The sequence below is a fragment of the Pseudomonas cichorii genome (assembly GCF_019719005.1).
Classification (GTDB): domain Bacteria; phylum Pseudomonadota; class Gammaproteobacteria; order Pseudomonadales; family Pseudomonadaceae; genus Aquipseudomonas; species Aquipseudomonas cichorii_E.
The window spans coordinates 22,925-45,045 of the sequence record NZ_JAIGPJ010000035.1 but is presented as its reverse complement, the minus strand read 5'-3'; the positions used below and the strand labels follow the sequence as shown (position 1 = coordinate 45,045).

Here is a 22,121-nt window from a genome sequence, read left to right as displayed (position 1 = left end):
AACAAACTTGGACGTGAGGTAGATCGTATAAAAAAGAGCCATCAAGCTGATGACGTCCAGCAACAGCGGATTGAAAACTGGTGTTTGGAGTAAGGAAGACAGAAATGGACCACGATTAATGTCTTGCTTGATCACTCAAACAAAAAATCGTGGCCTGTCACAAATAAAGCAGACCGACCACTGCCCTACGGCAAACAAACTGAAACAACCTTCCCTTCTAAACCCCATCAAGCTGTAGGACGCTTCTGAACTTTAGAGATATCCTCTTGGCCGTCTTGCGCCTCACGTAAATCAAGGCCTAACCTCCCTGCGTCGCGGAACAAAGCGACCGGTTTGACAGGCCGTACAATCGAGGCGCAACACCCGCAATCAGCCAGCAGACCTTGTATCCGCTGGTGTGCTATGGCGGCTGTGCGTGGGGCACATTCGTGTGCGCCGGGTTCCTTGATTCCTGGTCTGTCAACCCGCGTACAGTCGCCACCATTCTGATTGACAGCAGAGGGTGTCGTCTCAATCAATCAGGGAGATTCGGCATGATCAGATCCACACCACATCCACCCCAGACTCAAGCAACGACGCGTGATCTCAATATCGGCTTTTTCAATGTAAAGCCTGGTATCAAGATCGAGGATGCTCTGGTGCTCGCTTCCGAATATCTGCTCTGCGCAGCGGCGACCGCTTACGAGACGGCGGATAACAGTACAAAGGAGTTCCGGCCATTGGCGCAGGCGGTAGTGCATCAGATAGAGGCAGCGCGGGCGCTGGTTGAGGCTTCGGTGGCGGGGTTGGAGGAGAGGCAGACGGCGGGATGAAGTCCGTATGAGTTCGCGCCCTGTGATGGATGCCTACTGTTAAAAGAGTGCCGGCTGCGGCAATTCATTTTCATGCATAGGGAGCTGTTCTATTAAAAAATTTGCTTTTGTGAATGAAGCCGCAACGCGTGAGTACAAGGATCTGCCCGAATGGGTGCAAGATGAGTTCGGCAAGGATCTGAGGCGCATTCAGTATGGCGCAGAGCCAGCGCTCGCTATCAAGCACTTAACGAACTCTGTTGGTCCTGGCGCAGTGGAGTTGATTATCAACGGGAGCCCAGCCTTCCGATGCATCTACATCGTCAAGTATGAGGATACTGTCATTGTGCTCCACTCGTTTGTGAAAACCACAAACGGTACAGATCAACAGGCGATGAAAGTAGCAGAGCAGCGGCTTACGGATTTCAAAATTGAGCTCCGTAAGCAAGGAATCAAATGCTAGAACGCTGAGAAATCACGATCTGGGCTTCATCACCAGCGACTTCGCTGGGTAAGGTGAAATTGATCTGAAAGCCTAATTTATCGAGCATGTCCATCATGGCGTCGATTGTGAATTTTTCTATTTTGCCCGTTGCTAGCTCTGAAACACGGGATTGAGCCACGTTTAGCCTCTCAGCGGCCTCACTCTGTTTGAGGCCCATTTTTTTTATGCAATCTGTGATGAAGATGGACAGATCCATCTTCACCGCCATTTTGCTTGCCGTTTCGGCATCGTGCGTTGCGTGGAACGGACTATCAAAGAACTGAAGTGCCATTTTTCCTTTACCCTCGCATTGGGGGATTATCTATAATTTACGATAATCAGGTTAGCCACAGGTCAATTTTGATGCAACCGTTATTTACGGTCAGCGTACAGTCGCCACCCTCCTGATTGACAGCGAAAGGTGTCAGCCCAACCAATCAAGAAACAACAATCCTCTCAACCTTGGCCTCGTCAATTACATCAACCGCAGCAGCACTCGTGCCCACAGACTTCCGCTTCCGCGCATCACGAAGCTGCATCCAGAGCAGGCTGGCAGCCAGAGAGGCGGAGACAGTCAGAGTCAGCCACAACGCGATCAGCAAGTTGAAAGAGACGCCGTTGTTCAGCTCCCGGAAGATGCCGAGGGCAAACGCGGTGTACCAGGACATTGCAGAAAGTGCGCCTGATACCAGGAAGATGGCGATGCGGCTACGCGAAACGCCTTCAAGAATCGGCTGGCTCATGTCGCGTAACACGACGGGCAATACGAATACGTGGATAAGCATGCCGTTGAGGGTCAGGGCCGCGACTATGCAGACCTTTGCCCAGAGTTTGGGGTTGCTGAGTTTTTCCGGAGACTCCAGGCCGTAGAGAGCGAGGAATCCCAGGCCGGAAAGCCATAGCAGGCCGAGGCCTATGGCGACCACTGTGCTGATGAAAGTGAAGGTGCTCTTGATTTCAACCGGCAAACTGCCCTTGCGCATCCAGCGAAGGATCCAGTAATCCAGCATGGTCGCGCCGCCCAGGCCGAAACACAGGCCGAGAAGATGAAGGCCTACCAGAACGGTCAGTACCCGAACGTGGGGAAGTGGATCGGGCAAGTCGATGCGTAGCGCACGTGTGTCTGCCAGCACAGGCTCACTGGCAATCAGTGCCAATGCTCCGGCTATCAAAGGGATGACTAAATAAAGCGGGCTAGCAGTTCGTTTGTCCATTTTTAATTACCTCGGTCAAGGAGACCTTATCCATGAGAAAGCCAGATCCTTGCCGAAGAATAATGAACAGAAATTAAAAATGTAATGAAAATTCTATATTGGATAATTTGAAAAATATGTCTTGATTTTTATTGCCCACAAATGAGTAATTGGAAGTTTTTTATTTTCCCTTACTAACTTCTCACTCTGAAATATTTTCTTACAAAGCTTGTATCAATCTTTAGCTTTTTACCCATACTTACCTCTGCGTAAGTACTTTAAATCCTTTGAAAACAAATTAACAGCTTCATTTTGCAAACGTCCTGATTCGGGTACGGGTACTCCGCGCCTTGGTCGCGCCCAAGCAGGCATGGATACCGCCAGTGCCTGGGCGCAAAATGTACTGGGATCGCGCTGCTGAAAGAACATGTTTGTAAGCGAGGCTCGGAATAAACTGAACCCCATAACGAGCAGCATATGACCATAGTCACAGAAAGCCGTTCGCAGCAGCATGTGTAAAATTCTTTATCACTTATATTAATGATAAGGACTTTATAACGATTGCTGTCGAGCCAGGCTTTAAATGAAGGGCACTTGAATTCAGTGACATTGGAGTGCGGTAAAAAGCGGGAGCTTGGGAATCCGTTGTGCAGATGAAATACGGCTCCCAAGACAATTACGCTGATATCTACCGCTTATCTTCCAGACGACGCCTGATCGCCCCTCCCAGAGAGGTCAGACGGTACTTCTGGTTACGGCTGGTGGGCTTGTCGGGAACGGTCATGGCTATGAGCCCCTGCTCCAGGGCCGGAACCAGATACTGTTTGCGAAAGTGCTCGGCATCGCTCAGCTTCAATTGATGCTGAATATCCATGCGGCTCACGTCACCCTTCAGGGCCAGGACGAGCCTTTCGACTTCCGGGGTGACTTCCGGGGCGAAGAAGGTCAGCGTGACCCCGGAAGATCCTTCGCAATGCCAGATAGGTGCAGGAAGCCCCGCCTCTTCACATGCCTGACAGATCAATACGCTGCCGCGCCCGAGCTTTTCCATATAGCCGAGCAGGTAAAGAACATGGGTAATGTCCGGGTTGCGCAGCACTGAAATATGCCCATGCTGCAATTGATCTGCACTGACACCCTCAGGTAGCGTCCCCGAATTCCAGATCTGAACCTGTACCGGGCTTATTTCCACTTTGATGCCCCGGAGAAACTGCTGTAGTCACGGTGGGCAAAAGCATTGACGATGCCTTCACGGATCGCCATTTCGGGGTACAGGGGAATATCTTCACGCTGGGTGCTGTCGTTGCTGAAGCGCGCTCTCGATGGCGTATTACGCATGATGAACGTGAACAGTTGCTCAATCACTTCAGCCATAGGGCCAGCAAAGTGTTGCAAATCCTGATATTCATCGGCGTTCTTGCTGCTATAACAAACAGCCCGTACCCGTGCCTGCGGGTGGCGGATGTAAATGTCATTGCGAAAAGCGTATGGAACGTCCTTGCCGGAAGGCACTTCTATCACCAGCAATTGCTTGCCGTCGATGTCTTGTACTTCAAACGAAAACAGCACTGATACCTATTTGGTATCACCGAAACATTAAGAAACACTCACAACGACCGATATAGAGGGGTTACTACAAATTCTCCTGGCTCTTACGAGAACACAAAAATGTCGTTACGAAACCTGGGTATCGCATCAAGGGCCACTCTGGGATTTGCGCTGATCGCTCTGATCGTGGTGCTGCTCGGGCTGTTGAGCCTGCAGAAATTGCAGTCGTTGAATCAATCAAGCAGTGACATCGGCAAGGTCTGGCTGACCAGTACGCGGTTGCTGGGCGAAATGGCGGACACCACGACTCGCTTTCGTACCATGTCGTATTTCATCTTGGTCAATCGCTCCAAGGCTGATGTCGATAAAGCCGAGGCTCGGCTCAATACGCTGACGCAAAAGGCCAATCAGATTGCGGATAGCTATACGTCGCTGATCAGTACCCCGGAAGAAGCCGAGACATTCAAGCAGTTCAAGGGTGCCTTGCAGAGCTATCTGCAAGCGCAGGACCGTCTGCGCAAGATTTCGTTGGCGGGTGAAACCGATCAGATCAATGGCTTGATTGTCGGTGATCTGAAAGTCTACTCGGACCAGATGGCACCGATTCTCGAAAAGCTGATTGCCCTGAATACCGCCGGTGCCAACAAGGCCGTGGAAGATGCCAGCGATCAATACCAGAACTCTCGCTTCATCATTGTGGGGATGATTATTGCGGCGGCCTTGCTGACGGTTCTGCTGGCGGTGTTGCTGACTCGCAGTATCGTGCGTCCGCTCAAGGATGCAGTCCAGGTGGCGGAAGATGTGGCGGCGGGCGACCTGAGCAAAGACGTTGTCGTGCAAGGCAACGACGAGATTTCACGCTTGCAGCAGGCCTTGAGCGGTATGCAGCTCAATCTGCGCAAGACCATCCAGCAGATTTCCGGGTCCGCCACCCAACTGGCTTCTGCGGCAGAAGAGCTGGATGCCGTGACCAATGAGAGCAGCCGCGGGCTTCAGCAGCAGAATAACGAGATCGAGCAGGCCGCCACGGCGGTCAATGAAATGACTGCGGCAGTTGAGGAAGTGGCGCGCAATGCGGTGTCGACCTCCGAAGCATCACGCCTTTCCAGCCATTCGGCGCTGGAAGGACGTAACCGGGTCAGTGAAACCCTGTCGTCGATTCAGCAAATGACACGGGATGTGGCGGTGACATCCGATCAGGTCCGCTCACTGGCTCAACAATCCCAGGCGATTGGCAAAGTGCTGGATGTGATTCAGGCCATTGCGCAGCAAACCAACCTGCTGGCTTTGAACGCGGCAATCGAAGCGGCCCGTGCCGGTGAGGCAGGCCGAGGTTTTGCGGTGGTAGCGGATGAGGTTCGGGCGCTGGCCCATCGTACCCAGACATCGGCTCAGGAAATCGAAGTCATGGTGGGAGGTATCCAGAACGATACCGAACAGGCCGTGATATCGATGCAGAACAGTAGCTCCAAAGCCGAGGCAACGTTGAATGTGGCCCAGAGTGCTGGCCAGGCACTGGAAGAGATCACCAAGGCCATCAATGAAATCTCCGAACGCAATCTGGTGATCGCCAGTGCTGCCGAGGAGCAGGCACAAGTGGCGCGGGAGGTTGATCGCAATCTGGTGAATATTCGCGATCTTTCATTGCAGAGCACGACCGGTGCCGATCAAACCACCACTGCCAGCCATGAGCTGTCACGCCTGGCAGTGGACTTGAACAAGATGGTGACCCGCTTCAAGGTGTCATGAAGCGTCAGGGGATGAGGATGACCTTCTCTCCCCTGCCCTCGTTCACTTTGATGTAACGCGCCCGCCCTTCGCTCAAGGGCGACTCAAGCAGCCCGCTCGGCAGTTCCGGCAAGCCTTGATCGAAGAACTGCCCGAACTGGTTGAGCATCCCGGCACAGGCCTGGCAGTCGTAGAGCAACGAGTTGATGCCGACCACCGGCCGAAGGTGGCCAGTGCCGCTACAGCAGTGGGCAGCCAGAAGTCGGTGGTGTCGAAGATCACGTCTGCACCGCCCTTGAAGGTTTCGTTGACTTGGCTGGCCAGGCCTTGCGGTGTATCGAGCAGAATCGCGCTTACAGATAGTGCGAAGGTGCCATGCCCTGCTCACGATGGAACATGTCGCTGAAGCTACTGGGCGTATATGGGCAATCCGGCTGACCGACTTGTGCGGGAGTCGGTCCAGGGTAGCCGACAACGTTGATCGGCCCCATAAAAAATGCCCCGATCCAGGGAACGGGGCATTTTCAGACAGCGGTTACACAATCACGTCATTAGAAAACGTTGATTGGGTAGTCAACGAAGATACGGACTTCGTTACCTTCGCTGTTGTAATCCTGAGCGTCAGCGGAAACACGCAGGATCGAGCTACGCAGGCGAACGGACAAGTCCTTGGCCGGGCCACCTTGTACAACGTAGGTCAGCTGGTTGAAGAACTCGCGCTCTGTACCATTGCCGCTACCTGGGGTGCCGTCATCGATGTTGTCACCGCGAACGTAGGCAGTCTTGTAGCTCAGGCCTGGAGTGATCAGGCTGGACAGGTCGACGCCGTAGGCAACTTGCCACGAACGCTCGTCCTTGCCGTTGAAGTCAGACCAGTAGGAGTTGGCCAGGTAGATGGTGTTGCCGCCATCACCGAAACCACGGGCATTTTTATAGCCGCCGTAGTTGTAGGCAGTCTCGCCGCTGCTGCGTTGGTGAGCCAGGGTGAAGGAGTGGATACCCACAGCCCAGGTCGCCGCCAGGCTCCAGATCTTGTTGTCACGTGCGCCAGCGGCTGCAGCAGCCGAGTAGTCCTTGTCCAGCTTTGTCTTGTAGCCGTTGAAGTCCAGAGTCAGAGACTGGTCTTGTGGCAGAGCGAAGACGTAGTTCAGGTTCAGGTACTGCTTCTTGAAGACGTCTTCGTTGTCGGAAGCATAAGCCGCTGCGCTGAACGCATCGGTGAACTTGTAGCTACCACCGAACACGTTGATGCTCTTCAAGCCACCGCTGTCGCGACCTTCAGCACTCTTGCGGGCTTCCTGAGTGAAACGGCCAGCAACGACTTCCAGACCTTCGATCTCTTTGGAAGTGATCATGGTGCCGGTGTAACTTTCTGGTAACAGGCGCGAGTTATCGTAGCTCAGCACTGGCAGCTGAGGCATTTGATCGCCGTACTTGAGCACAGTGTTGGAAACGCGGAATTTTACCGCTGCGCCAGCACGAGCCAGGTCATTGGCCGCTGAGCCATTGGTGCCATCTGCGTCCGGGCTACCTTGCTTGAAGAAGTCGATACCACCAGCGCCGCTACGACCTTTACCGCCATCCAGACGCAGGCCGTACAGACCGAATGCGTCAACGCCAACACCCACGGTGCCCTGGGTGAAACCGGACGTGAAGTTACCGATGAACGCCTGGCCCCATTCAGCCTTGTCTTGCTGCCTGTTCTTGTAATCGCGGTTGATGTAAGCGTTGCGCAGATTGATGGTCAAGTGGCTGTCGTCAATGAAGCCCTTGGAATCTGCTTGCCCCTGCGCCATTGCCTGGCTGGCGCTGATAATGCCCAGAGCGAGCAAACCGATACGTTTATTAAACATCTTGTTTTCCTTCTTTACGGATTGACACGCGCCGTGGCGGCTTCCCTGAGAGAGGGCGACCGAGGGTTTCTGACTTTGGGCGAAAGTACAGAAGACCGAACGAAATCATCGCAGCGGACTACGGATGGACGTACATGGCGTATAGCCACAAGCGGTGGGACGTGAATCCTAGTCCCAAGGCTTGAGGGGTGTCAAACATGGAGATGGCCGTCTTAGAAGGGTCCTACGCGATAATCAGTCTTTCAGTACGCCCAACAGAGCCTCTAGTTCCGCATCGTTGAACAGACCTGCCGGATATCGCTGCAGAAGCATTGCTCGCACATCCGGTCGGGGTTTCGGGAGTTTGGTCGTCCTTAACCAATCCGCCATCATCTGGCGAGCCTCGTTACTAGCAGACAAACCACGAGCATTATGCCGGTTGATACCTGCGTTCATAATGACAACCTCTTGAGCCATGAGGGGCTAAATCTACGGACGCTTTGTGACAGAAGAACGAAAAAAACCTCCCGCTATTTACCCACCGTCGGGCCAGACTCAAGGTAATTGCTACAAAGCGTTACCCAAAAAAAAGCCTATCGGTTGATAGGCTCAGTGCAGCAAAAACAGGACCATTTGCCAGTTACGCATGTAAGCAAATGTTACGGAAGTGCCTTCCGTGGAGCAGGTTGCTGTTGCGTCAGACAGTGGATATTGCCTCCACCCAGCAGTAATTCACGGCCAGGTGCCATCACTACCTCATGCTCCGGGAACAGCCGCTGCAGGATTTCACGGGCTGTCTCGTCCATCGGGTCGTCGAAACTCGGTGCAATGATGCCGCCGTTGACGATCAGGAAGTTCACATAAGAGCCCGCCAGACGCACCGAAGGGTCGCGTTCCTGGCTACCGTGCACCTTGTCGACGCCTGCGCATTCTTCTTCGGTCGCGAACAAGGGACCGGGAATGGGCATCTTATGGACGGTGATTTCACGTCCTTTGGCATCACGGGTGTTTTCCAAAATACTCAACGCTGCATGACAACGTGTGTAGTTGGGGTCTTTGGGATCATCGGTCCAGGCCAGCAGAACTTCACCGGGGCGCACGTAGCAGCAGAAGTTATCCACATGCCCGTCGGTTTCGTCGTTGAACAGGCCATCGGGCAGCCAGATGATCTTGTCCACTGCAAGGTTGTCGCTGAGCACCGCTTCGATCTGCTCACGGGAGAGATCCGGGTTGCGGTTGCGATTGAGCAGGCATTCTTCAGTGGTGATCAACGTGCCTTCACCATCGACATGGATCGAGCCGCCTTCAAGCACGAAGCCTTCGGTGACATAACGCGGGCAACGCTCGATTTCCAGGACCTTGCTCGCCAGTTGCGAGTCCAGGTTCCACGGCGAATACAGGCCGCCGTCAAAACCGCCCCAGGCATTGAAGTCCCAGTCCACGCCGCGCACTTCGCCCTGATCGTTGATGACGAAGGTCGGGCCGGTGTCGCGTACCCAGGCATCGTCATTGCTGATTTCCACCACACGAATGTTGGGCATGTCGAGGTGGGCGCGGGCGTTGTCATACTGGCCGGCAGAAACCGCAACCGTGACCGGCTCGAAACGGGCAATCGCCTTGGCGATGGCAACGTGGGCAGCCTGCGCGGGCTTGCCGCCCAGGCGCCAGTTGTCGGGACGCTCCGGCCAGACCATCCAGACCTGAGTCTGCGGTGCCCATTCGGCGGGCATGTGGAAGCCGTCAGCGCGTGGCGTGCTCTTGAGCGTCGTCATGGCCATCAGGACTCCAGCGAGCCGTCGAGGGTCTTGATCGCGCCGTACAGGTTCGGGCGACGGTCACGGAACGAGCCCCAGGCGCTGCGGATGTGCTCCAGTTCGTCCAGGTCGAAGGTGTGGACCAGCACGCCTTCTTCGGTTTCATCGAGTTCGGCGACTTTTTCACCAAACTGGTTGGCGATGAACGACGAGCCGTAGAAGGTGATGTCGTAACCGTCCTGCTCTTCGTTACCGATGCGGTTGCTGGCGATCAGCGGCATCAGGTTGGCGCCAGCATGGCCTTGTTGCACACGCTGCCAGTGATCGCGGGAACTGATGGTCTTGTCATGCGGCTCGCTGCCGATGGCAGTCGGGTAGAACAGGATTTCCGCACCCTGCAACGCCATGCTGCGGGCGCACTCCGGGAACCACTGATCCCAGCAAATGCCCACGCCGATTTTCGCGTAGCGGGTCTGCCAGACTTTGAAGCCGGTGTCGCCCGGATTGAAGTAATACTTCTCGTGATAGCCAGGGCCGTCCGGGATGTGGCTCTTGCGGTAGATGCCCAGGTTGGTGCCGTCCGCATCGATGATCGCGATGGTATTGAAGCGCGCACGCCCGGCCAGCTCGAAGAAGCTGATAGGCAGGACGACTTGCAGCTCCTTGGCGATCTTCTGGAAGTGTTTGATGGCAACGTTGGATTCCACGCTGGTTGCCAACTGCAGATAGTCCGGGTTGGGCTTCTGGCAGAAGTACGGCATCTCGAACAGTTCCTGGATCAGGATGATCTGCGCGCCCTTGGCTGCGGCCTCACGTACCAGCTTTTCAGCGGTTTCGATATTGGATTCCAGATCCCAGGAACAGGCCATCTGGGTGGCGGCGACGGTGACGATACGGCTCATGGAAATGCCTCCTGGGCGGACTCATGAAAATCATGGATGACTTGAAAACTCTGTGGGAGCGAATTTATTCGCGAATAAATTCGCTCCCACAGATATCAGGTATCAGTTGCCGCTTTATAACGGATAAAAATCGGCTTTTAAAGTGGATAACCGCTCAAATTAAAATAAAAACCCATTTTAAGCCGATACCCATCGACTTTACTCCAACTCGCTCAACACCTCGGACACACTCTCGACAAAAAATTCCACGCTTTGCAGAGTGGTGCACATCGGCGGCTTGATCTTGAGAATGTTCAGGTAATCGCCGGTCGGCTGCATGAAAATGCCCAGTTCGCGCAGGCGGTCACACAACTGTGCGGTTTCTTCAGTGGCCGGTTCCAGGGTCTGACGGTCCCGGACGAATTCGACACCCAGATAGAAACCCATGCCATGCACGGCACCCACCAGCGGATGTTTATCGGCCAAAGCCTCCAGCCGCGCCTTGAAGTGGTCGCCGACCTGGCGGGCGTTTTCCCACAGATTTTCTTCTTCCATCACGTCCAGCACCGCCATGCCGATCCGGCAACTGACCGGGCTGCCACCGGATGACGAGAAGAAATAACCCTCGGCCTCCAGCGCTTCGGCAATTTCGCGGCGGGTAATGACGGCACCCAACGGATGACCGTTGCCCATGCCCTTGGCCATGGTGATGATGTCCGGCACCACGTTCTGTTCTTCAAAGCCCCAGAAGTAATGGCCCAGGCGTCCATAACCCACCTGCACTTCATCCGCGATGCACACGCCGCCCTGCTCACGGACTTTCTGATAAACCTGTTGCAGATAACCCGGCGGCAGGGAAATCCCGCCGGCATTGCCATACACAGGCTCGCAGATGAACCCGGCCACTTGCCGCTGCTGTCCGGCCAGCGTTGCCAGCGTCTGATCGACGCTGCGCACATAGTCCGGCGTGCTGTCGCTGCCGCGATAAGGGCCGCGGTAGGTATTGGGCGCAGTCACCGGATGCACCCAGTCAGGACGGGTGCTGAGCGCCTGAGGGTTGTCGGCAATAGAGGTAGAGATGGCGTCGGTGGCCACCGACCAGCCGTGATAGGCCTCCAGCACGCTGAGCATGTCGCGCCCGCCGCTATAGGCCCAGGCCAGACGAATCGCCAGGTCATTGGCCTCGGTGCCGCTGTTGACCAGAAACACTCGGTCCATCCCTTCGGGTGCCAGCTTGAGCAGACGCTCCGAGAATTCGACGATGGCGGCGTAATGAAAGCGGGAGTTGGTGTTGAGCAGCGACCACTGGCGACCGGCTTCCTTGGCCATGCGCGGATGACCATGGCCCAGCACCGCTACGTTATTGAGCATGTCCAGGTAGGAACGGCCCTGCATGTCGATCAAGTGGTTGCGCCAGCCCCGCTCGATCTGCGGCGGAGCCTGATAATAATGCTTCTGCGAGCGAGCGAAGCTGGCATCGCGACGGGTCAACAGTCCGGGAGCGTCCGTAACGGCAGGCGCATCGCAATCGAACCCCAGCAAGGTCGCGGGCGACGGGCTCAGCACTCGCCATGCAGCAGCCCGTGACGCGGTAGTGAACAGCGGCGGGCTCAGTTCGGCATCGGTACACAGTTGCAACAGCAGGGAACCACCGCCCTGCCCGATCACATCACCCGCCGCAACGAGGCTTCCGGGCTTCAGGTCTGTCACGGCACCCCACAACCTCACGCTCAGCGAGTCGCCCACCAGCCATAACGCCGCATCGGCCGTCAGGCGCAGGGTTGCATTGAAGGGGGCGTGCAGAGGCGTTTCGGCTGGCAGATGCAGTTCGACGTGCAAGGCAAAGGTGTCAGGCTCTGTGGCGCTGTCGGGCAAGGTGCGTGACAGGCGATACTCGCCGAAGCGGCTCGAGGCCTGTCCGGTACAGGCGGCGGCTTCCATCAGCAAGCGTTCGTCGATACCGCTTTGTTCCCAGTTCCCGGCAACAAAGTGCTCGCTGAGCACGCCCAGGTCAACGATCTGGAATTCACGGCCAGCCAGACTGGGCAGCAGTGGGAAATAGACCGGCTGTGCAGCAGCCTCCGGCTCGATACCGACCGCCTGAAGAATCGCAGCCTCCATCAATTGCATCGGCACCGAGGTCGCTACCTCGAAGATGCCCCACTCGCCTTCCAGATTGGCCTGGATATAGGCGTTGTCCGGCTCGACGCTGGCCTGCTGTTCACTGCTGAGCACCAGCACCGCCGAGCGGGCGACGATCAGAGGCCACAAGGCCTTCAATTCTGCGGTCTTCAGCGGATTGATGGCGTGGTAGGCGCGAATCGCCGGCAGTATGTAGAACGGATCACCTTCGGCATGATGCAGCAGCGCAGCACAGGTGACCGACAGATCAGCCACTCGCCAGGTAGTGACCAGATCGCCGAAATCGATCAGGCCTTGCAGTTGCCAGCGCCGCTCCGCATCCCGAGTCCAGACCACATTGTGCTCGGTGATATCCAGATGAACAGCCTGGATCGGCAGTTCCGGAATCAGTGGCAACAAACGCTTCTGCGCCTGCTCGGCGGCCTCCATGAGGCAGAGACGCTCATTGGCGTTCGAGATCACCGGCAGCAGGTGCCTGATCAGGGCCTGGGCATGCCGGGGGTCCCATTGCAGGATGCGCTCAAGACCGGGGTGTTCAAATGCCGCAAGCGCCTGATCGACCTGAGCGCACAGCTCGCCGAGACGGGTCACCACCTCATGGCTCAGATGCTGGACATGGCCCAGAGACTGGCCGTCGATAAACTCCAGCAAACGCACATGAACCGCCCGGCCATCGACCTCCAGAGACAGCAACTGCTCGGTGCTGTTGGCGCGGATCACGCCCGGCACGCGCACCGCCGAATGGCTTACCAGATGCTGTAACGCCCCATGCTGGGCGTCCAGTTCCACAGTGGAGTAATCGCCGTGGCAGATTTTCAGCACATAGCGGCGTTGCCCGGCGTCAAGCAGAAAATTGCGATCCTGCTGACTGCCCAGCTCTTTCAGGGCACCGCTCAACCCGTAATGCTGCTCAAGCAGTTGCAGGGCCTGATCAGTATCGACCTGCGGACAAGGCAGGCTGGAGCGGCGGATAAGCGTAGCGAGCGGCATGTAACAACCTCGTTCTTGTTATGATCCCCGGCCAGATCGGCAGCGGCATTCCAATCGAGCAACTATAGGGTGCCTGATCCACGTCACCAACTTCTGTTCATTGAACGGACGGCGGTTTTATGGCGACGGGGCTGTGGTCTATCAATTTATTTCATTACGTGTGCGCCGGATATTGTCCGATGCTGTCTGCATACCGCACGTCGCAATGCGACAGGCTATGCTGCATAACGATCAAGACCTACTACAGAGAAGACCCGATCATGCGCATACTCGTGACCGGTGGAGCAGGCTTTATCGGCTCTGCATTGATCCGACATCTGATACAGAACACTGAGCACGAAGTCCTCAACTTCGACAAGCTGACCTACGCGGGCAACCTTGAATCACTGAGCTGCATCGCGACCGACACACGTTATGAATTCGTGCAGGCCGATATCTGTGATCAGGCCAGAGTCAGTGCGGTGCTCAAACGGTTCGAGCCCCACGCCATCATGCATCTGGCGGCCGAGTCCCATGTGGACCGCTCCATCGATGGCCCGGGCGACTTCATTCAGACCAATATCGTCGGCACCTACAGCCTGCTGGAAGCAGCTCGCGGCTATTGGCTGACATTGCCCGAGGCCGAACGCCGGGTCTTTCGCTTCCATCATATTTCCACCGATGAAGTGTACGGCGACCTGCATGGCGTCGATGATCTGTTCACCGAAACCACGCCCTATGCGCCCAGCTCGCCCTACTCCGCCAGTAAGGCGGCATCGGACCATCTGGTGCGGGCCTGGCATCGCACTTACGGGCTGCCGGTGATCGTGACCAACTGCTCGAACAATTACGGGCCGTTTCATTTCCCCGAAAAGCTGATCCCGCTGATGATTCTCAATGCGCTGGCAGGCAAGCCGCTGCCGGTGTACGGCGACGGTTTGCAGGTGCGTGACTGGCTGTACGTCGAAGACCACGCCAGGGCGCTGCTCAAGGTGGTGACCGAGGGCGTGGTCGGCGAGACCTACAACATCGGCGGGCATAACGAGCAGAAGAACATCGATGTGGTTCGCGGCATCTGTGCCTTGCTGGAAGAGCTGGCCCCGGCACGTCCCGCGGGTGTAGGGCACTTCAGCGACCTGATCACTTACGTGGCCGACCGTCCCGGCCACGATCAACGCTACGCCATCGATGCGGGCAAGATCGAACACGAGCCGGGCTGGACGCCTGTCGAAACCTTCGACTCAGGGCTGCGCAAGACCGTGCAATGGTATCTGGATAACCTGGACTGGTGCCGCAGGGTTCAGGATGGCAGTTATCAAGGAGAGCGACTGGGCTTCACTGACCACAAGGATCTGATCGCATGACCAAGGGAATCGTACTGGCCGGTGGCTCGGGCTCACGCTTGCACCCGATCACGCTGGGCATCTCCAAGCAACTGCTGCCGGTCTATGACAAACCGATGATCTACTACCCGATTTCAGTGCTGATGCTGGCCGGCATTCGGGAAATCCTGATTATCTCCACGCCTCTGGATTTGCCGCAGTACCGCAAACTGCTGGGCGACGGCAGTCAGTTCGGCGTAAGCTTTCACTACGCCGAGCAGCCCAGGCCCGATGGTCTGGCTCAGGCGTTCCTTATCGGGGAAGAGTTCATCGGCAATGACTCGGTGTGCCTGATTCTGGGGGACAACATCTTCCACGGTCAGCATTTCAGCGAGCAACTGCAAAAAGCCGCGGCAAATACCAAAGGTGCCACGGTGTTCGGCTACTGGGTAAAAGATCCGGAGCGCTTCGGTGTCATCGATTTCGACGATGAAGGCCGTGCGCTGTCCATCGAAGAAAAACCCGAGGCTCCAAAATCCAACTACGCGGTCACAGGTTTGTATTTCTACGATAACGAAGTGATCCAGATCGCCAGGGACGTGAAGCCGTCACCACGCGGCGAACTGGAAATCACCGATGTGAACAACGCCTATCTGCAGCGCGGCGAGTTGCGGGTCGAACGTTTCGGGCGGGGCTTTGCCTGGCTCGATACCGGGACCCATGACAGCCTGCTCGATGCCTCGGCGTATGTGCAGACCATCGAACATCGACAAGGCCTGAAGGTTGCCTGCCTTGAAGAAATCGCTTATCAGAATGACTGGATAGACTGTAAACATTTACTGCACCGTGCCGATTATTTTGGCAAGACCGGTTACGGCCAGTATCTGTTCCAACTTGCAGGGGAACGTAAGTGAAAGTGACAGCCACAAAGTTGCAAGACGTCTTGATCATCGAACCCAAAGTGTTCGGCGATGAGCGCGGCTTCTTCTACGAAAGCTACAACGCCAGGGCTTTCTTCGAAGCGACCGGCATCAAGCCGGACTTCGTCCAGGACAACCACTCGCGTTCGCAGAAAGGCGTACTGCGTGGCCTGCATTACCAGATCGAAAACGCTCAGGACAAACTGGTGCGGGTCACGGCTGGCGAAGTGCTGGATATCGCCGTGGATATCCGCCGCAGCTCTCCGACATTCGGCCAATGGGCAGGTGTACGCCTGTCGGCTGAAAACGGTCGCCAGTTGTGGGTTCCCAAAGGCTTTGCCCATGGTTTCGTGGTGCTGAGCGATTACGCAGAGTTCCTGTACAAGACCACCGACTACTACACCCCTTCCGCCGAGCGCTGCATCCGCTGGGATGATGCCGACCTGGCCATCGACTGGGAGCTGACCGACGCACCGCAACTGTCGGCCAAGGACCAGCAGGGCAAGAGTCTGAAAGACGCTGACCTGTTTGCATGAGTGCCTGTCGGCTCAGGGGCATGCATAATGCAGCCTTCTGAGACGCCTGCTCTGACGCGATCGTAAGGTTCGCGAATGAATTGCTCCTACCTGTCTCGCAGCAAACAGGGGAGCGAATTCATTCGCGACAGACAGGCCAGCACACTTTCGGCCATCGCCCAGACATGACTACCAAAGCCGCCATTCCAAATCGTCCCCGCTGGCGCAGCCTCGCCCTTCTGGCCTTGTGCCTGGCCCCTATGCTGTGGCCCCTCGAACACCTTGCCGAACGCTACTACCGAAGCGAACTGGCCAGCCAGAATCGCCAGACCCTGGACCTGTACGTGGCCAGCCTGCTGGGCACGCTGCATCGCTACGAAACCCTGCCGCAGATTCTCGCCGACCTGCCGGCCCTGCACGAAGTCCTGGCCCAGCCTCGCGATCAGGCAACACAGCAACACGCCAATCAGTTGCTCAAGGACATCGTCCGGCAAACAGGCGCAGACGTCATGTACCTGATGGACCGCCATGGTCTGACCATAGCGGCCTCCAATTCGGAGCAGCATGACAGCTTCATAGGCCGCAATTTTTCGTTCCGGCCTTACTTCAGCGATGCGCTGGCCGGGAAACTGGGGCGCTTCTTCGGCCTGGGTACAACGTCGGTCAAGCGTGGCTACTTTTTCGCCGCGCCAGTCAGTGACAACGGCGAAGTCACAGGCGTGCTGGTGGTCAAGGTCGATCTGGACCACACCGAAACCCTGTGGGGCAAGACGCCAGAGCAATTGCTGCTCACCGACCAGAATGGCGTGGTGATCCTGACTTCCAACCCGGAATGGCGCTTCCGGGCGACCCGCGAATTGAGTGAGGAAGAAAAGAAAGCCATCGTTGCCATACAGCCTTACCCGACCCGCGACCCAAAGCCGCTCAAGCTCGATGACCGTGCCTGGCTGACCCAGACCCGCTCGATTGCCGAAACCGACTGGAACGTCAGCATCCTTGCGCCCCGTGTGCTGCTCGACCGGCAGGTGCGCACCGTGGTTGCGATTGGTGGTGCAGGCCTGCTGGTGCTGATGTCGCTGCTGGGCCTGATGATGCAGCGCCGTCGTCACTATCTGGATCGCATCGCCTTCGAGGCCAAGGCCCGACGAGAACTTGAAATGCGCGTCATGGAGCGCACCAGCGACCTGGAAGGCCTCAACAGCCGACTCAAGCAGGAAGTTCTGGAGCGCGAGCAAGCTCAGCAGGAACTGGTGCGCGCCCAGGATGAGCTGGTACAGGCCGGCAAGCTTTCAGCACTGGGCACCATGTCGGCCAGTATCAGCCATGAGCTCAATCAGCCGCTGGCGGCGATCCGCAGCTATGCCGAAAACGCGGAAGTGCTGCTCGATCACCAGCGCACCGAGGACGCGCGAGGCAACCTGAAACTGATCAGCGAGCTGACCGGGCGCATGGCGTCGATCATCGCCCACCTGCGCGCCTTCGCTCGCCGGGACCGGCATGCACCGGAAAGCGTTGCGCTGCAACCGGCACTGGACGATGCCTTGGCGCTGCTGGCCAAACGGCGTCGCGCCATGGAAGTCGAACTGATCCGCGATCTGCCGGACGCGACCCTGTGGGTTCAGGCCGGTGAAACCCGGTTGCGGCAGGTATTGGGCAACCTTCTGGCCAATGCGCTGGATGCCCTGACCGAAAAAGGCCCGCCCCGCAGGCTGTGGATAAGTGCCGAAGCCACAAGCGAAGGCGTCAACCTGTACATTCGCGACAATGGCTCGGGCTTTACTCCAGAAGCACTGGCACGGGCACGCGAACCGTTTTTCACCACCAAGACCCGTACTCAGGGGCTGGGGCTGGGGCTTGCGATCTGCGATACGCTGATGCGCGCCCTGGGCGGCGAGCTGCTGTTCGCCAATCACCCGACCGGCGGGGCATTGCTCACCCTGCGTCTGCGCGCCGGTTCGTCCGGGGCCAACCTTCAACCGCCAGAGGATCTTTCCGCATGAGTTCGGATACCGCCATCGACAGCCAGATTCAAGTGGTGCTGATCGACGACGACTCGCACCTGCGCCAGGCCTTGAGCCAGACGCTCGACCTGGCGGGCCTGAAAGTCCTGCCACTGACCGAAGCCAACGGGCTGGCCAGCCGCATCGGTCGCGACTGGCCGGGCGTCATCGTCAGCGATATCCGCATGCCCGGCATGGATGGCCTGGAACTGCTGAGTCACCTGCACAGCCAGGACCCGGAATTACCGGTCTTGCTGATTACCGGCCATGGCGATGTCCCGCTGGCGGTCCAGGCCATGCGCGCCGGAGCCTATGATTTCCTCGAAAAACCGTTCGCCAGCGATGCCTTGCTCGACAGCGTGCGCCGGGCTCTGGCCTTGCGCCGACTGGTGCTGGATAACCGCAGTCTGCGGCTGGCCTTGAGTGATCGCCAGCAATTGAGCACCCGGCTGGTGGGCCAGTCCACGCCGATGCTGCGCCTGCGCGAACAGATCGGCGCACTGGCGGCGACCCGGGCGGACGTGCTGATCCTGGGTGAAACCGGCGCTGGCAAGGAAGTGGTTGCCAGAGCCTTGCACGACCTGTCCAACCGTCGCAACGGCCCGTTCGTGGCGATCAACGCCGGGGCGCTGGCAGAGTCGGTAGTGGAAAGCGAGCTGTTCGGTCATGAGCCGGGCGCTTTCACCGGCGCGCAAAAGCGCCGCATCGGCAAGTTCGAGTTCGCCAATGGAGGCACACTGTTTCTCGACGAAATCGAAAGCATGAGCATGGACGTGCAGGTCAAACTGCTGCGCCTGTTGCAGGAGCGTGTGGTCGAGCGCATGGGCAGCAACCAGCAGATCCCGCTGGATATCCGCGTGATTGCCGCCACCAAGGAAGACTTGCGTCAGGCCGCCGATCAAGGGCGTTTCCGGGCGGATTTGTATTACCGGCTGAATGTCGCTTCGCTGCGCATTCCGCCGCTGCGAGAGCGAGGCGAAGACGCGCTGATGCTGTTCGAGCATTACGCCGATGCCGCCAGCATGCGCCACGGCATTCCCAAGCATGAACTCACGCCGGGCCAACGCGCTCTTTTGCTGCGCCACAACTGGCCGGGCAATGTGCGCGAACTGCAGAACGCCGCCGAGCGCTTCGCTCTGGGACTGGAGCTGGAGCTGGAAGGCAGCACCACGCCGGACGCCGCGCCGGTCAGCGGCGGCTTGAGCGATCAGGTGGAAAGTTTCGAGCGCGCCCTGATTGCTGCCGAACTGACACGCCCGCACAGTTCGGTCCGCAGCCTCGCCGAAGCGCTGGGGCTGCCGCGCAAGACCTTGCACGACAAGCTGCGCAAACACGGCCTGAGTTTTGGCGACAGCACGGGAGCAGCCGATGAGCTCGACTGAACGGAACTCGCCCGCACAGACGCTGGAGCGCGTCCTGCACCACGACATCCCGCTGACTCATGAAATGGGCATGCGGGTTATCGACTGGCAAAACCACAGGCTGCGCCTGCATCTGCCGCTGGCCCCCAATATCAATCACAAAAGCACGCTGTTCGGCGGCAGCCTGTATTGCGGCGCGGTACTGGCGGGCTGGGGCTGGCTGCACCTGCGGTTGCAGGAAGCCGGGATTGACGATGGGCATATCGTGATTCAGGACGGACAGATCAGTTATCCGCTACCGGTTCGCAGCGACGCCATTGCCCTGTGCGATGCACCGGATGATGCACAGTGGGACAAATTCATCGCCACCTATCAACGCCGCGGCCGTGCGCGCCTGACCTTGCAGACCCGCATCACGGCTCAGGACAGCGAAGCGGAGGCCGTGAGGTTTACCGGGCAGTTTGTGCTGCATCGGTGAACCGGCATTCGCGAATGAATTCGCTCCTACCGAGCCAGTTCCAGCAGTTTTTCACGCCATTTGGCCTTTGCAGGCAAGGCCAGGAAGAACGGGTTGAGCAATGACTCGCGTGCCGGATAGCTGAACACTTCGCCATCGAGTTGCAGCACTTCGCCGCCAGCGCCTTCCAGCACACCTTGAGCGGCAGCAGTATCCCACTGGGAAGTCGGAGCCAGTCGCGGGTAGCAATCGGCTGCGCCCTCAGCCACCAGACAGAACTTCAATGAGCTGCCGATACTGGTCAGTTGCAACTCTCCCAGCCCGGCGGAAAGCCCAGACAACAGGCGCTCCTGCTCAGGGCTGGAATGGCGACGGCTGGCGACAACGGTAAATTCCTGCCCGACACCCGGCTCGTTACGCACCACGATAGGCGCAATGTGGCTGTCATTGTCGCTGCGCCATGCGCCCAGCCCGGCACCGCCGAAATAGCAGCGGTTGTTGGTGGGCATGGACACCACGCCAAACACCACACGCCCACGCTCGATCAGCGCGACATTGACCGTGAACTCTTCGCTGCCGGAAATGAACTCCTTGGTGCCGTCCAGCGGATCAACCAGCCACCAGCGCTCCCAGCCTGCACGCTCGCTCAGGGGAATGTCGGCATCTTCTTCGGACAACACATGAATCGAAGGGTCAAGCGCCTGCAACCCCTCGACCAGTACCTGATGAGCCGCCAGATCGGCAGCGGTCACAGGGGAATCATCGGCCTTGGCGGTCACGGCGACGCCCGAGCGCCAGAACGGCAGGATCGCCTCACCCGCCAGCCGGACCAGATCGATCACAGGAGCAAGAAGCGGATGCGGCAGATTGTCGAACACATCGGTCATGGCAGGAAAAATCCACGTTGGGTTAACAGGTCGCGCGCCAGATACAGCGCCGCCAGGGCGCGGCCTTCAGTGAACTGGGCGTTCTGGGCCAGATTGGCCAGCTCTCGCAGGTTGACCTGGTCTACACGAATCGGCTCGGGCTCGTCGCCTTCAAGACGCTCTTCGTAAAGATCAGTGGCCAGCACCACCTGAATCTTCTGGTTCATGTAACCGGGCGACAAGGACAGCTCAGTCAGGTGTTCCAGTTGGCGGGCACCGAAGCCTGCTTCTTCCTTGAGTTCGCGATTGGCTGCCGCCAGCACATCTTCGCCCGGCTCGATCAGGCCCTTGGGCAAGGACAATTCATATTCGTCCGTGCCGCCGCAGTATTCTTCGATCAACAGCGCATGATCGGCGTCGATCATGGCGACAATCATCACCGCGCCATATCCCGCCCCACGACCGACCAGCCGCTCATAAGTACGCTCGACCCCATTGGCAAAGCGCAATTGCAGCTCTTCGACCCTGAACAGGCGACTGCTGGCGACGATTTCGCGGGCGAGGACGGTAGGTTTCTGGCGCATGACAGGCTCCTTTGCGATGACGGGGTACTATACCGTGGCTTTTCCGATTGTCTGTCTCGGATATGCTTACATCCGCCATCAATTCCTGAAGAGGCCAGAATGCTTTCAATGCCCTGGAGCGATATCGATACCGTCCTGCTGGATATGGACGGCACTCTGCTCGACCTGCATTACGACGACCACTTCTGGATGCAGCACTTGCCCCAGCGCTATGCCGAATTGCATGGCGTCAGTCTGGCCATGGCTCTGCTGGAGATGCAGCCGCTGTTCGAGCGCCATGCGGGAACACTCAACTGGTACTGCCTGGACTTCTGGAGCACGGAGTTGAAGCTGTCGGTGCGCGACCTGAAACTCGAAACCGCGCACCTGATCGCCTTGCGACCTGATGCCCAGACCTTTCTGGCTGCACTTCAGAAAGCCGGCAAGCGGGTGATCATGATCACCAACGCCCATCGCGATTCGCTGTCATTGAAGTTGGAGAGGATTGAGCTGGCACCCTACTTCGAGCGCCTGATCAGCTCCCATGACTACGGCTTCCCCAAGGAAAACCAGCAGTTCTGGGACGCCTTGCAGGCCGACACCGCGTTCGACCCGGCGCGCAGCCTGTTTATCGACGATACCCTGCCGATCCTGCGCAGTGCCGGACGCTTTGGTGTGGCGCACTTGCTGGCAGTCAGCGAACCCAATAGCCAGAAAGGGCCAAAGGACACAGAAGAGTTCGAGGCAGTGAAGGATTATCTGGAGCTGATCAAGGGTTTGTAGCGAATTCATTCG

18 protein-coding genes and 2 pseudogenes are annotated in these 22,121 nt (G+C 57.7%); 10 read left to right on the top strand and 10 right to left on the bottom strand.

Going from position 1 to position 22,121, the window contains the following annotated elements; translation table 11 throughout:
- Positions 1-533: 533 nt before the first annotated feature.
- Together K5D32_RS21015 and K5D32_RS21010 are read left to right on the top strand one after the other, a co-directional pair.
- Positions 534-812 carry a DUF6124 family protein gene (locus tag K5D32_RS21015; RefSeq protein WP_221601696.1) on the top strand — a complete coding sequence of 93 codons (279 nt, stop codon included), beginning with the start codon at positions 534-536 and terminating at the stop codon, positions 810-812.
- Between the two features lie 91 nt (positions 813-903).
- On the top strand, positions 904-1,254 hold the full coding sequence (locus K5D32_RS21010; RefSeq protein ID WP_221578480.1) for a type II toxin-antitoxin system RelE/ParE family toxin: 351 nt from the start codon (positions 904-906) through the stop codon (positions 1,252-1,254).
- Here K5D32_RS21010 and K5D32_RS21005 read toward each other — a convergent pair.
- The 3 genes and pseudogenes from K5D32_RS21005 to K5D32_RS26140 all read right to left on the bottom strand — a co-directional run.
- On the bottom strand, positions 1,244-1,567 hold the full coding sequence (locus K5D32_RS21005; protein WP_221578455.1) for a helix-turn-helix domain-containing protein: 324 nt from the start codon (positions 1,565-1,567) through the stop codon (positions 1,244-1,246). The genes K5D32_RS21010 and K5D32_RS21005 overlap by 11 nt on opposite strands.
- Positions 1,568-1,712: 145 nt before the next feature.
- Complete coding sequence (locus tag K5D32_RS21000) at positions 1,713-2,489, bottom strand: hypothetical protein (protein ID WP_221601694.1); 777 nt, start codon at positions 2,487-2,489, stop codon at positions 1,713-1,715.
- 667 nt (positions 2,490-3,156) lie between these two features.
- A pseudogene (locus tag K5D32_RS26140) lies at positions 3,157-4,037 on the bottom strand (Fic family protein); the annotation flags it as partial.
- A 99-nt stretch (positions 4,038-4,136) separates the two neighbouring features.
- Here K5D32_RS26140 and K5D32_RS20990 point away from each other — a divergent pair.
- Positions 4,137-5,765: a methyl-accepting chemotaxis protein gene (locus K5D32_RS20990; protein WP_221601692.1), complete on the top strand. Its 1,629-nt coding sequence runs from the start codon at positions 4,137-4,139 to the stop codon at positions 5,763-5,765.
- A gap of 4 nt (positions 5,766-5,769) precedes the next feature.
- On the opposite strand, the pseudogene K5D32_RS20985 reads toward K5D32_RS20990, so the two are convergent.
- The 5 genes and pseudogenes from K5D32_RS20985 to K5D32_RS20965 form a co-directional block, all read right to left on the bottom strand.
- Positions 5,770-6,110, bottom strand: a pseudogene (locus tag K5D32_RS20985) (zinc-binding alcohol dehydrogenase family protein); the annotation flags it as partial.
- A gap of 185 nt (positions 6,111-6,295) precedes the next feature.
- The gene (locus tag K5D32_RS20980) at positions 6,296-7,597 is read right to left on the bottom strand and encodes an OprD family porin (protein ID WP_221601690.1); all 1,302 of its coding nucleotides are present in this window, start codon (positions 7,595-7,597) and stop codon (positions 6,296-6,298) included.
- 638 nt (positions 7,598-8,235) lie between these two features.
- Positions 8,236-9,348 (bottom strand): agmatine deiminase, encoded by a 1,113-nt coding sequence (aguA, locus tag K5D32_RS20975; protein WP_221601718.1) that lies wholly within the window; start codon positions 9,346-9,348, stop codon positions 8,236-8,238.
- 5 nt (positions 9,349-9,353) lie between these two features.
- Positions 9,354-10,232 (bottom strand): N-carbamoylputrescine amidase, encoded by an 879-nt coding sequence (gene aguB, locus K5D32_RS20970; protein ID WP_221537285.1) that lies wholly within the window; start codon positions 10,230-10,232, stop codon positions 9,354-9,356.
- A gap of 198 nt (positions 10,233-10,430) precedes the next feature.
- Positions 10,431-13,343, bottom strand: coding sequence for an aminotransferase (locus tag K5D32_RS20965; RefSeq protein WP_221601688.1), 2,913 nt, complete (start codon positions 13,341-13,343; stop codon positions 10,431-10,433).
- A 260-nt stretch (positions 13,344-13,603) separates the two neighbouring features.
- Between K5D32_RS20965 and rfbB the strand changes: the two genes are divergently transcribed.
- The 6 genes from rfbB to K5D32_RS20935 all read left to right on the top strand — a co-directional run bounded on the left by rfbB (position 13,604) and on the right by K5D32_RS20935 (position 19,918).
- Positions 13,604-14,686, top strand: a complete 1,083-nt coding sequence (gene rfbB, locus K5D32_RS20960; protein WP_221601686.1) for a dTDP-glucose 4,6-dehydratase — start codon at positions 13,604-13,606, stop codon at positions 14,684-14,686.
- Entirely contained in the window at positions 14,683-15,558 is an 876-nt protein-coding gene (gene rfbA / locus K5D32_RS20955; RefSeq protein WP_025262495.1) for a glucose-1-phosphate thymidylyltransferase RfbA, read from the top strand. Before rfbB ends, rfbA begins: the two co-directional genes overlap by 4 nt.
- Entirely contained in the window at positions 15,555-16,100 is a 546-nt protein-coding gene (rfbC, locus tag K5D32_RS20950) for a dTDP-4-dehydrorhamnose 3,5-epimerase (protein ID WP_122321602.1), read from the top strand. Before rfbA ends, rfbC begins: the two co-directional genes overlap by 4 nt.
- Positions 16,101-16,264: 164 nt before the next feature.
- Positions 16,265-18,079, top strand: a complete 1,815-nt coding sequence (locus tag K5D32_RS20945) for an ATP-binding protein (RefSeq protein ID WP_221594719.1) — start codon at positions 16,265-16,267, stop codon at positions 18,077-18,079.
- A complete protein-coding gene (locus tag K5D32_RS20940; RefSeq protein ID WP_221578466.1) occupies positions 18,076-19,461 on the top strand; it encodes a sigma-54 dependent transcriptional regulator in 1,386 nt (461 codons plus the stop codon). The genes K5D32_RS20945 and K5D32_RS20940 overlap by 4 nt, the downstream gene beginning before the upstream one ends.
- A complete protein-coding gene (locus K5D32_RS20935) occupies positions 19,448-19,918 on the top strand; it encodes a YiiD C-terminal domain-containing protein (protein WP_221601684.1) in 471 nt (156 codons plus the stop codon). Before K5D32_RS20940 ends, K5D32_RS20935 begins: the two co-directional genes overlap by 14 nt.
- A 26-nt stretch (positions 19,919-19,944) precedes the next feature.
- Here the strand turns inward: K5D32_RS20935 and cysQ are convergent, their stop codons facing one another.
- Together cysQ and nudE are read right to left on the bottom strand one after the other, a co-directional pair.
- Entirely contained in the window at positions 19,945-20,784 is an 840-nt protein-coding gene (gene cysQ, locus K5D32_RS20930; RefSeq protein WP_221601682.1) for a 3'(2'),5'-bisphosphate nucleotidase CysQ, read from the bottom strand.
- On the bottom strand, positions 20,781-21,347 hold the full coding sequence (nudE, locus tag K5D32_RS20925; RefSeq protein ID WP_198729196.1) for an ADP compounds hydrolase NudE: 567 nt from the start codon (positions 21,345-21,347) through the stop codon (positions 20,781-20,783). The genes cysQ and nudE overlap by 4 nt, the downstream gene beginning before the upstream one ends.
- A gap of 99 nt (positions 21,348-21,446) precedes the next feature.
- Between nudE and yrfG the strand changes: the two genes are divergently transcribed.
- Complete coding sequence (gene yrfG, locus K5D32_RS20920) at positions 21,447-22,109, top strand: GMP/IMP nucleotidase (protein ID WP_216704405.1); 663 nt, start codon at positions 21,447-21,449, stop codon at positions 22,107-22,109.
- Positions 22,110-22,121 lie beyond the last annotated feature (12 nt).